We start from the raw sequence: 11,687 nt of genomic DNA on the forward strand, positions 1-11,687 counted from the left end.
CCGCCAACTGTCAGAAGTGACAGGTTTAATGCCCGTTCATCGGAAATTTACAAGCGTGATTTATCCGTCGGTGCTGATTCGATTTCAAACCGCTCACTGGCGATCCAGTCGGAACCCAGCGGATCGCTATCGCTTGGTTGCAGCTTGAAACGGCACCAGTTGCCACCCAACGGTAGCGCTTGGTCAGACAGGCCTTGCCAGTCAGGGTCGACCTGAATCGACGCTGCCCATGTCTTGTCCGGGTTGAACGGGTCGACCAGAACACCGACACCTTGACGGCCCGTGCCGGCAAACAGCACCGGGTTGCTGACCCAGCGTCCCGGCGCGGGTATCTCAATGGTGGGCAGATAAGTTGCCAGCTGAACCGTGCGTTTCGCGCTATCGGATTCAAACCCTTCGTAAGCCGCCACAACTTCCAGCTCATGATTGCCTTCGTTTTGCCCAGGCTTCAGCGTTACCGACCACGTCCGGTTTTCCCGCACCTCGGCGCTTGCCTGGTCGCTACCCAGCGTCACGGTCACGGTGTCGCCGGGCGTCGCGAAACCCGACACCACGACCCGTCGGCCGACATGGTCATCGGCAGTCGGGGTTTCGATAAACGGAGTCGCCGGCACGACCTTGTAACGCAAACGCTCATTGGGCTGAGAGCGTTGTGGAGTGCCATTGTGGACGAAGGTTTGAAAAGCCCAGATGGTTGTGATTCCCACCGGCAAACTCACTTCGGCTTCCCAGTTGTCTGATGCGTTCACCTCAATATCCGTCAGCAATGGCTCAGTAGCGCCTTCCAGCCAGACCTCCACCCGCGCGCCAGTTCGGCCAGTGCCAGCAATCTTCGAGGTGCGCGGCGCTTTCCCGCCAGGGATCGGCGTCGTGAATCGAGGCGGCGGCACCACCACCTTGAGTTCGTGCACAGCGCTGTTGGTCGACTCTTGCCCGTTAAGTATCTGTTGCGCATGGAGGAAGTAAGGCCTCAGCTCCAGATCGCGTAGTTCGATCGACCATTTACCCTCCTCAAGCAATTCGAGCGGAGCACCCAGCGTTCTTCCCATCTGGCTGTCATGCAATTGCATCATCGCGCCCTGCATGCCGTTATCACCTTCAATGGTGACGTCGTACCCCACTTCTGTGCCGGATACCGGCGCGACGATGAGCGGTTGCAACATGACTCTGTGGACAGTGAAGGTTTTCGATGCCGGCACTGAAGGGAGATCGACAACGATCTGGGTAACGGTGACGCGGTGGAGGACTCCAGGTTCAAATGCTTTGGTTCGCTGAAATGCCCAGCGCTCACCCTCCACATCCGCTTCGTACTCCAAGCCGTCGTCGCTGAACCGGAGCTTTACCACCGCTCCAGACCAACAAGTGCCACTGAAAATCGGCTCCAGCCCCTCCCCGGAAGGATCATCCAGGCCTGGCGCCAGCGGTGGAATCGTGACGTCCAGGATGAAAGGACGTTGCGAAGGATGATTTCCCAGATGCTGTGTAATGCGCACTTCCCGCGTTTTGGTTGGCCCCCACTCCACCAATGCCGGAGTCGACCATTGGCCATTCACGACCACTACACTTCGTGCAGCCTCGGTTGTATCGGGAAACCTGAGCGAGACGGTGGCGCCTGTGTAACCTTTGCCGCTGAAGACGGGTAGATACTCCTCGGTGTAGCTCGCCTCGGTGATATCCGGCATGTCGTTGTGGACTTCGAATTCAAGCGGCAGCGATTCGATCCAGCCATTGGCGTTGTCGGCGATCTTTTGAATCACCGTCACATCGTAGCTGCCCAGAGGCCAGACAACGGGGGCAGTTTCCCACTCGCCTTGCCCATCGACGCGGACGTTGGGAGGCAAAGGCAGCGAGCCGTTGCTGGCAGAGAACTGGATTTCGGTCCTGAGGTTTTGATCGAAATGGCCGTTGCCGGAGAATTTCAAGCTTGAATCGGGGAGAAAGGTGACCTCAGGTATTTCCAGTTGTGGAGGGCGGATCCGGAAAGCACGCGGCTCGCCGCGACCGGAAGGGACGTTTTGAAAAACCTGTTCAGCCACCAGGCTGACCGGCCCCGGCGGCAACTCGGCGACAGACACGCTCCAACTACCGTTAACGTTCGACACCCTGCCCACTCCCACCAGGGAAGTTGTCAGGTCCAGGTACACTACAATCGTTGCATCGCGCAGACCGTTATCGCCCTCAAGAACAAATGACTGATCTTGCGCAAATACAGGTTTCGGGATGCGCGGCCAACCAACAACCATAAAGGTACTGGGATCGGTGTAACCAACCCCAATAGCGAGGTGCTGATATTTGACTTTTACGCTCAATTCACCGCTGTTGATATCCGACATCACCCTAGGCATCTCCCACAACACCGTCGTCGTTTCAAGCGGATCACTCAAAATTACAGAGTGGTTATCTGCCCTGACAATCTGAAGAGTCAAGCCAGGATGCCCAGTACCTTTAAACAATAACGTCCCCGCCCCCACGGTCTCATTGACAGAGGGTGAAGTCAGCTTTGGCACAGTGAGATTAAGGATCCTTTTGGTCTTCCCGTCTCTAGAATGATTTTGAGCATTGTGACTAACGGATTGCCGAATAAAGACGTTTATATAGCCGATAGGTAAATTCTGGGAAACATTGACTCTCCAGTTCCCACCGCCAGAAAATTTCTGACCGATAACAGTAGTATCGTCTCCATCGACGAGTACCGGAACGCATTCGCCAAGCTCACCACCCGACCCGCTCAACACGGTTCCTTGAATATTTTCAGCTATAGGTTCGGAAGTAATGAAATAATTTCGAGTGGTGTAGTCTGAAAACTCGGATCCATACCTCCATCGAATACTCAGTTGAGCGATCCCAGACAAAGTTGAAGAAATCTCCCAATCATGAAACCCCTCAGCGTTAAACCATTCACCGGACAATTCATACGCCCATTCATTAACAACATGGACATATATCCAGACTTGATGAACCCCATCAACCATCGGCAATATAAAACGCAAATTGAATGACTTCTCGACCCAAGCAAGGTTATCCGGTTTAACGACCTGTACCGTATCCGGCTTACGGAGTTCATGGCCACCCGATTCGATATTCCCAGCGTTAGATAATGAACCCGCGTCTGACACTGACGGCCGGAGTTCATCCTTTTTAAACTCTGGCTTGTGTCCGATATCCTTTTCTTCGTCAGATGTCATCTGTCGCGCTCCACAGTCGGCAGTCATTTTCCAAAAAATGACGATTGCTCAGACTACGGCTGCTCTCACAATGCGGGCACCTGTAAAACCTGACAGTCCCGACCAACGGTAATTCTTCCAAAAGCGGCAGACCACCGCCTGCCGGCTAGCACCCTTGGCCCGGAACACAAAGCTGCTCCTACGGATACCTGCACGTCATAGATCGAAGGTGAAGCGAGTGCACGCGAAACGTCTGACAGTTTGAATCAGGCCGAAGCCGGCAACGGCTGAAAACTGAAATAACGCTGCAACGCCTGCACCAGCTGCCCAAATTCCGGCGGGGCGCGTTGCAGGACGAAGCCGGCGTCGTAGTGCAGCGGCGTGGCGTCCTCATGGCACCACACGCAGCAGGCGGTGAAGTCGATCACCTGTTGGCAGCCATCGCTGGCGGGGATTTTCAGGCGTAACTGAAAGTCCACGCCGACCATCATGGGCAATTGGCTGATGAGCATCAGCCCGTCTTCGGAGAGGTTGCCGAGAAAACCGATGGGCTTGTCGGTGACGCTGTTGAACACTCTGAGGAAATACGGCAACTGATGCCGTTCGATCCGTTCGGTAAACATGCGCAGTTCGCCATGCAAGGCTCCGTCACAGAGCCGCACCTTGCTTCGGAACGTGCCTGCATCGCAGGCTCGCTCTCCCCGCTTCCGGTGTGACGGTCGCTACGTCGCCGTCACCTTACAACTGCCAGTCGCAGGTGTTGCTCCGGATTCAGAACGCGGTGCCGAATCCGGGTTATTCGACTATAGCTCAGCTTGTACACACGGCCAGATTTTGTATGACAACTGTCATCAGAAACGGGTCGGGCGCACCACGGCAGCGGCGCTGCGCGTCGGGTAATGGCCCAGGCTCTGCAAGGTTTCCAGACGGGCACGGGCGCGATAGGCGTATTCGCTATTCGGGTACGAGGCGATGATGAACTGATAGGTCTGCGCCGCGTCGACAAACATTTTCTGCCGTTCCAGGCACTGGCCGCGCATCATCGACACTTCCGGCCACACGTACGGGCGGGCACGGCTGGCGCGTTCGACCTTGGACAGTTCGAGCATGACCTGCTCGCAGTTGCCACGATCGTAGGCGCTGTAGGCGTTGTTCAAATGGTGGTTCATCGACCAACGGGTGCAGCCCGAAACGGCGAGGACGCTGAGGGCAAGGGCGGCAATGGGCAACAATCGCATGGGGGTTCTCCTGTCTTGTGCTCTTTATCGACCCGCGACTGGAAATCTTCAATGCCGCCTTGCACGCTGCAGTGAATCGAGTCGTCAGGATTCAACGGCATCGTTGTGCGGCGCGGACAGCTCGGACGCGAGATGGATTGTGACGACGGGTGAACGTGGCGAGACTTCGCCGTTGGGTGCAACCTCGACAACGTAGAATCCGAACTGCCGCAGGTCTATCAAACTCGACCAGTTGTTACCAGGGCCAACATCTTGACTGAAAAGCGGACTCAAAGAATCTTTGGTGCTGTAAGCGCGCACGGTACTGCCAGGAGTAGCGGTCCCCTTCACGACAAACCTTGCACCTGGTCTATCCCCATTTTGCGGTGAAGTAATCACTGGTGGCTCGAGTTCTTCAGATGCGTCTTTTTTTACGGTCATGTCGGCAGCCTCTTCACCTCGCCAACCATTGGCGAGATGCGATTTTTTATACCGACAGGAAAACCGGGTGACACCTGTAAGAAATACCAGTTCCGATGAACGGTGTATTGCCTGGAACGTCGAATTGAAAAACGCTGCGTTCAATAAAGAAAACGATAAGTAGTGCAAACGAACAATGACTACACCCTTCGAGCATAGTAGCCTTCGCTAGCGCTTGAACTCAGGAGTCTTTGCATGTCCGTCCGTCGTACCAAAATCGTCGCTACCCTTGGCCCGGCCAGTAACTCGCCGGAAGTTCTCGAACAGCTGATTCTGGCTGGTCTGGACGTTGCCCGTCTGAACTTCTCCCACGGCACCCCCGACGAGCACAAGGCTCGCGCGAAGCTGGTGCGTGACCTCGCCGCCAAGCACGGCCGTTTCGTCGCCCTGCTCGGCGACCTGCAAGGCCCGAAAATCCGTATCGCCAAATTCGCCAACAAGAAGATCGAGCTGAAGATCGGTGACAAGTTCACCTTCTCCACCAGCCATCCGTTGACCGAAGGCAACCAGCAAGTGGTCGGCATCGACTACCCGGATCTGGTCAAGGACTGCGGCGTGGGCGACGAGCTGCTGCTCGACGACGGCCGCGTGGTAATGCGCGTGGATACCGCCACCGCAACAGAATTGCATTGCACCGTGACCATCGGCGGCCCGCTGTCCGACCACAAAGGCATCAACCGTCGTGGTGGCGGTCTGACCGCGCCGGCCCTGACTGAAAAAGACAAGGCCGACATCAAGCTCGCTGCAGAAATGGAAGTCGACTACCTCGCGGTGTCCTTCCCGCGTGACGCTGCCGACATGGAATACGCCCGTCAACTGCGCGACGAAGCCGGCGGCACTGCCTGGCTGGTGGCGAAGATCGAACGCGCTGAAGCCGTAGCGGACGACGAAACCCTCGACGGCCTGATCAAGGCATCCGACGCGGTGATGGTTGCCCGTGGTGACCTCGGTGTGGAAATCGGCGACGCCGAACTGGTCGGCATTCAGAAGAAAATCATTCTGCACGCACGCCGCCACAACAAGGCGGTGATCGTCGCGACCCAGATGATGGAGTCGATGATCCAGAATCCGATGCCGACCCGCGCTGAAGTGTCCGACGTAGCCAACGCCGTACTCGACTACACCGACGCCGTGATGCTGTCCGCCGAATCCGCCGCTGGTCTGTACCCGCTGGAAGCCGTGCAGGCAATGGCGCGCATCTGCGTCGGCGCCGAGAAGCACCCGACCGGCAAGACCTCCAGCCACCGTATCGGCAAGGAATTCAGCCGTTGCGACGAAAGCATCGCGCTGGCGACCATGTACACCGCCAACCACTTCCCGGGCGTCAAAGCGATCATCGCTCTGACCGAAAGTGGCTTCACTCCGCTGATCATGTCGCGTATCCGCTCCTCGGTGCCGATCTACGCCTTCACCCCGCACCGCGAAGCCCAGGCCCGCGCGGCAATGTTCCGTGGCGTGTACACCATTCCGTTCGATCCGGCTTCGCTGGAACCGCACGAAGTCAGCCAGAAGGCCATCGACGAGCTGACCAAACGCGGCGTTGTGGAAAAAGGCGACTGGGTCATCCTGACCAAGGGCGACAGCTACCACACCACCGGCGGCACCAACGGCATGAAGATCCTGCACGTGGGCGACCCGCAGGTCTGAGTGACGCGCTGAAAAACAAGAGCCCCGGCATGTGAGTGCCGGGGCTTTTTGTTTTCTGCTCTGGAAAATGTGCCGATTGATCCGGCCTCTTCGCGAGCAAGCTCGCTCCCACAGGGAACGCATTCCAATGTGGGAGCGAGCTTGCTCGCGAAGAGGCCGGCACAGTCAGCGACAATCTCAATGTCGTTTGATAAATCCGGTCAACGCCACCATTGCTTCTGGCGAACGAAGGCGCTGGGTGAACAATGCGCCCTCCTCCTCGATCACCTTACGAATCAACTCGCGATCCGGCGCTCGCATCAATTGCTTGCTGATACGCACCGCTTCGGCCGGCAGTTCATCGAAACGCAGCGCCATTTCCCGCGCCTTGCTTAGCGCCGCAGCGCCGCTACCCAATGCTTCGGTCGCAATCCCCCACTGCGCCGCCTGTTCACCGCTGAAGCCTTCGCCCAGTAACAACAACTCTGCCGCTTTGGCCTGCCCAAGCAGACGTGGAAGGATCAGGCTGGAGCCGAACTCCGGGCACAAACCCAGGTTGACGAATGGCATACGCAACCGCGCATCGCGGGCCACATAAACCAGATCGCAGTGCAGCAACAATGTGGTGCCAATGCCCACCGCCGCGCCGGCTACAGCGGCAATCACCGGTTTGCGGCACTCAAGCAGGTTAAGCATGAAGTGAAACACCGGGCTGTCGAGGTCACTCGGCGGTTGCTGGATGAAGTCAGCGATGTCGTTGCCGGCCGTGAAGCACTCGGCGCTGCCGGTAATCAGCACGGCGTTGATCGCCGGGTCGCCATCGGCCTGCTTCAACGCCTCGGCGAGGCGGCTGTACATGGCGCGGGTCAGGGCGTTTTTCTTGTCCGGGCGGTTCAAGCGCAGGGTCAGCAAACCGCGTTCGCGTTCCAGCAGGATGGCTTCGGTCATGATGTGTCTCGCGTCTGAAATATCAGCGCTCAACCACGGGACAGGAACACGTCGGCCAGCAGTTGATTGCGCGGCAATCCGGCCAGGTACAGACGCCGGGCGAAGGCGTCGACGCTGGCCGTCGAACCGCAGACTAAGGCCAGGGTTTGCCGGGAGACAAGGCGCAGTTGCGCCAAAGCGGCGGCTGACTCGGCCGCCGTCCACAGCTCGACACTGAGGTTTTCCCGCTGCGCAGCCAATGCCGCCAGGGGTTTGGCCAGATAGTGCTCGCGATTGTCATGAGCCACGTGAATGACGCGGATCAGGCCTTGGTGATCCTGGCGCAAGGCTTCGCGCAGCACGCCGAACAAAGGGCCCAGACCGGTGCCAGCGGCCAGCAGCCACACGGGGCGACTGTGCCAGTCGGGATCGTAATGCAAAGCACCGCCGCGCAGTTCGCCGAGACGGATCGGATCGCCGATCTGCAATTTTCGTGCGGCATCGCTGAATTCACCAGGCTGGCGGCAATCGAGATGGAATTCGAGAAAGCGGTCTTCTTCCGGCAGACTCGCCAGCGAATACGGCCGCGCAATGTGCCCGATCCACAACACCAGATGTTGCCCGGCGCTGTAGCGCAACGGCCGTTGCGGGGTCAGACGCAAGCGCAGGACGCTGTCGCTGAGCCAGTCCAGCGCTTCGACCACTGCCGGGCGACCATCGGTGATCGGGTCGAAGGTGTGCACCTGCAAGTCTTCGACGACCTGACACTGACACGCCAGGCGCCAGCCTTGCTGACGCTGTTCGGCACTCAAGGCGTCCGGCCGATTGTCGGCAGGCAGGCCTTGCACGCATTGCACCAGACAGGCATGGCAACTGCCGGCGCGGCAGCTGTAAGGCACCGCGACGCCATTCTGATTGAGGGCATCGAGCAGATTGCAGCCCGCGGCCACTGACCATTGTCGTTCACCGACGCGAAGTTCAGGCATCGACGTTCTCCCACGCGGCCGCACAACGATTGCGCCCGTCACGCTTGGCCCGATACAAGGCCTGATCGGCGCGCTGCAAGGCGTCGTCCAGATCATCGCCCAACGCCAACAGCGTCATGCCGGCCGACAGGCTGAGGTTGCGCACATTCAGGCCGACCAGTTCAACGTCAGTAAAGGCAATACGCAGACGTTCACAGCAAGCAGTCAGCCGTTCGGCGTCGCAATCGGGCAACAACACAACGAATTCCTCACCACCATAACGCGCCAGCACATCGCCGTCGCGCAGACACGCCTGGGCAACGCCGGCGAAGGCCTGCAACACCTGATCGCCGGCGGCATGGCCGTGCAGGTCGTTGATGCGTTTGAAGTGGTCGAGGTCGATCAGCGCCAGACCGTGCACGACATCGTCGTCCATTTCATTCAGCTCTCGCGTGGCCAGACGCAGGAAATGCCGACGATTGAACAACCCGGTCAATTCATCAGTGGCGACCAGATCTTCCAGTTGGCGCATCATCCCGCGCAGAGTGTCCTGATGCGCCTGCAAGGCAAACCGGCGCTGGCGCTGGCGTTGCCGCGAAACCTGGACGAAGCGCGCGTAAAGCACCAGCCACGCCAGCACCATTGCCAGAATGCACACCTGCAAAGCGGCAAGCGCCGGCTCGCGCAAGCGGAAGTTGTAACCGTCCCACAGCGTGATGGCACAGAAACTGAAGAACACCAGCAATGCGCAGCGGATGAACGCCCGTCGACTGAGATGGAACAGGCCGAACAGCAGGATCAGCACGTAGAACACCAGAAAGGCGCCGCGGGCTTCATCCAGATGGGCGATCAGCCAGGTCTGCCAGCCGAGACCGATCAACACCTGCGCTTCGGTCAGGCTGGGATCGGCAAAGCGCAGGTTGCGCCCACTGCAGAACAGCGCGAACAACACCGACTGGCTGATCACCACCAGCGCACTGCCGACGGCCACAGAAGTCAGGGATTGCTCGTAATGCCCCGTGAAAAACGCCAGCCACAGCAGCAGCAAAGCCAATCCATAGGTGGCCGCAGCGAGGGCAAAGCGTTTGAGTAAAAGGCGTTGAATGGCGTTATGGGTCAATCGTTGACTCACCGTGCGATAAGAGGCTGACCGAGTGTCCTACTCTACAGACCGGCTGCCACTTTAGAGGCGTAGTCGATAAATGACCACCGATTTTCGGGCTCGAAATTTGACGTCAAAAGTGTGGCCTGCGTATACCGCCAAAAGCCCCTCACCCTAGCCCTCTCCCAGAGGGAGAGGGGACTGACCGAGTCGGTTGTTGGCAATACGCCGACCTGAAATACCGAGCCGAACTCAGATTTGAACAGCATTAACATCGCCCCCCCTTTCCGGAGTCGAACTCAGGTTTGAACAGCATGAAGTTCGGCTCCCTTTCTTGAGTCGAGCACAGGTTTGAACAGCATGAAGATCGGCTCCCTTTCCCCCTCGCCCCCCTGGGGAGAGGGCTGGGGTGAGGGGGGGAATCTTGAAGTGCAAACCCGCTGTCCGATATTCGCCCACCCATGCGACCAACGAATGACTGCCGGCGCGTGTACGCCCCACCGAGGCGCGTTATACTGCCGCGCCTTTTTAGCGTCGCGCCAGCAGCCCCGGCGTGCCTTGAAAGGTGCTTGCGACCGACCGATGCACCCAAGCCGCAGGCACCTTATTGAATGTTCCCGTCTTTTAGAGGAGCGCGACTCATGACCGTGATCAAGCAAGACGACCTGATTCAGAGCGTTGCCGACGCCCTGCAGTTCATTTCCTATTACCACCCCGTGGATTTCATCCAGGCGATGCACGAAGCCTACCTGCGCGAAGAATCGCCAGCGGCCCGTGACTCGATGGCGCAGATCCTGATCAACTCGCGCATGTGCGCCACCGGCCATCGCCCGATCTGCCAGGACACCGGTATCGTCACCGTGTTCGTGCGCGTCGGCATGGACGTACGTTGGGATGGCGCCACCATGGGCCTGGACGACATGATCAACGAAGGCGTACGTCGCGCCTACAACCTGCCGGAAAACGTCCTGCGTGCCTCGATCCTCGCCGACCCGGCGGGCGCTCGGAAAAACACCAAGGACAACACCCCTGCGGTGATTCACTACTCCATCGTCCCGGGCAACACCGTGGAAGTGGACGTGGCGGCCAAGGGCGGCGGTTCCGAGAACAAGTCGAAAATGGCCATGCTCAACCCGTCCGACTCGATCGTTGACTGGGTATTGAAGACCGTTCCGACCATGGGCGCCGGCTGGTGCCCACCGGGCATGCTCGGCATCGGCATCGGCGGCACCGCCGAGAAAGCTGCGGTCATGGCCAAGGAAGTGTTGATGGAATCCATCGACATCCACGAACTGAAGGCCCGTGGCCCACAGAACCGCATCGAAGAAATGCGCCTGGAGCTGTTCGAGAAGGTCAACCAGCTGGGCATCGGCGCCCAGGGCCTCGGTGGCCTGACCACCGTGCTCGACGTGAAGATCATGGACTACCCGACCCACGCAGCCTCGCTGCCGGTGTGCATGATCCCGAACTGCGCCGCCACCCGTCACGCACACTTCGTGCTCGACGGCTCCGGCCCGGCCTCGCTGGAAGCGCCACCGCTGGACGCCTACCCGGAAATCGTCTGGGAAGCCGGCCCATCGGCTCGCCGTGTCAACCTCGACACCCTGACCCCGGAAGACGTGCAGAGCTGGAAGCCGGGCGAAACCGTCCTGCTCAACGGCAAAATGCTTACCGGTCGCGACGCCGCGCACAAGCGCATGGTCGAGATGCTCAACAAGGGTGAAACCCTGCCGGTCGATCTGAAAGGTCGCTTCATCTACTACGTCGGCCCGGTTGATCCGGTCGGTGACGAAGTGGTTGGTCCGGCTGGTCCGACCACCGCGACGCGGATGGACAAGTTCACCCGGCAGATCCTCGAGCAGACCGGCCTGTTGGGCATGATCGGTAAATCCGAGCGCGGCCCGACCGCCATCGAAGCGATCAAGGACAACAAAGCCGTGTACCTGATGGCCGTTGGCGGCGCTGCTTACCTGGTGGCTCAGGCGATCAAGAAGTCGAAAGTGCTGGCGTTTGCCGAACTGGGCATGGAAGCGATCTACGAGTTCGAGGTCAAGGACATGCCGGTCACCGTTGCGGTGGACAGCAAAGGTGAGTCGGTGCACATCACCGGCCCTGCGATCTGGCAACAGAAGATCAGCGAAAGCCTGGCGGTAGAAGTGCAGTAAGCGCTTCGCCTCGATGAAAACGGCCGGTTCATCCCATGGAT

General features: G+C 59.0%; 9 protein-coding genes. 2 read left to right on the forward strand and 7 right to left on the reverse strand.

From position 1 onward, the window contains the following. Positions 1-47: 47 nt before the first annotated feature. From AB4O01_RS13640 to AB4O01_RS13655, 4 genes are all read right to left on the reverse strand, one after another. Entirely contained in the window at positions 48-3,185 is a 3,138-nt protein-coding gene (locus AB4O01_RS13640; protein ID WP_460092064.1) for a hypothetical protein, read from the reverse strand. A gap of 245 nt (positions 3,186-3,430) precedes the next feature. After that, positions 3,431-3,787, reverse strand: a complete 357-nt coding sequence (locus AB4O01_RS13645) for a PilZ domain-containing protein (RefSeq protein WP_093430706.1) — start codon at positions 3,785-3,787, stop codon at positions 3,431-3,433. A 228-nt stretch (positions 3,788-4,015) separates the two neighbouring features. Then, on the reverse strand, positions 4,016-4,402 hold the full coding sequence (locus tag AB4O01_RS13650) for a tetratricopeptide repeat protein (protein ID WP_093430516.1): 387 nt from the start codon (positions 4,400-4,402) through the stop codon (positions 4,016-4,018). Positions 4,403-4,486: 84 nt separating this feature from the next. Then, positions 4,487-4,822, reverse strand: coding sequence for a hypothetical protein (locus AB4O01_RS13655; RefSeq protein WP_460092065.1), 336 nt, complete (start codon positions 4,820-4,822; stop codon positions 4,487-4,489). Between the two features lie 234 nt (positions 4,823-5,056). Between AB4O01_RS13655 and pyk the strand changes: the two genes are divergently transcribed. Then, a complete protein-coding gene (gene pyk / locus AB4O01_RS13660) occupies positions 5,057-6,508 on the forward strand; it encodes a pyruvate kinase (protein ID WP_093430517.1) in 1,452 nt (483 codons plus the stop codon). Between the two features lie 177 nt (positions 6,509-6,685). Here pyk and AB4O01_RS13665 read toward each other — a convergent pair whose 3' ends face one another. Genes AB4O01_RS13665 through AB4O01_RS13675 form a run of 3 tightly spaced genes read right to left on the reverse strand, consistent with a single transcriptional unit; the run spans position 6,686 to position 9,499 of the window. Beyond that, positions 6,686-7,435 carry an enoyl-CoA hydratase-related protein gene (locus tag AB4O01_RS13665; RefSeq protein WP_093430518.1) on the reverse strand — a complete coding sequence of 250 codons (750 nt, stop codon included), beginning with the start codon at positions 7,433-7,435 and terminating at the stop codon, positions 6,686-6,688. A gap of 29 nt (positions 7,436-7,464) precedes the next feature. Further along, positions 7,465-8,400 carry an iron-sulfur-binding ferredoxin reductase gene (locus AB4O01_RS13670; protein ID WP_460092066.1) on the reverse strand — a complete coding sequence of 312 codons (936 nt, stop codon included), beginning with the start codon at positions 8,398-8,400 and terminating at the stop codon, positions 7,465-7,467. Continuing rightward, positions 8,393-9,499: a GGDEF domain-containing protein gene (locus AB4O01_RS13675; RefSeq protein ID WP_320336430.1), complete on the reverse strand. Its 1,107-nt coding sequence runs from the start codon at positions 9,497-9,499 to the stop codon at positions 8,393-8,395. The genes AB4O01_RS13670 and AB4O01_RS13675 overlap by 8 nt, the downstream gene beginning before the upstream one ends. Before the next feature lie 623 nt (positions 9,500-10,122). On the opposite strand from AB4O01_RS13675, the gene AB4O01_RS13680 reads away from it, so the two are divergent. Next, entirely contained in the window at positions 10,123-11,646 is a 1,524-nt protein-coding gene (locus tag AB4O01_RS13680; protein ID WP_007916251.1) for a fumarate hydratase, read from the forward strand. Positions 11,647-11,687 lie beyond the last annotated feature (41 nt).

It is taken from the genome of Pseudomonas sp. S2_E02 (assembly GCF_054668355.1).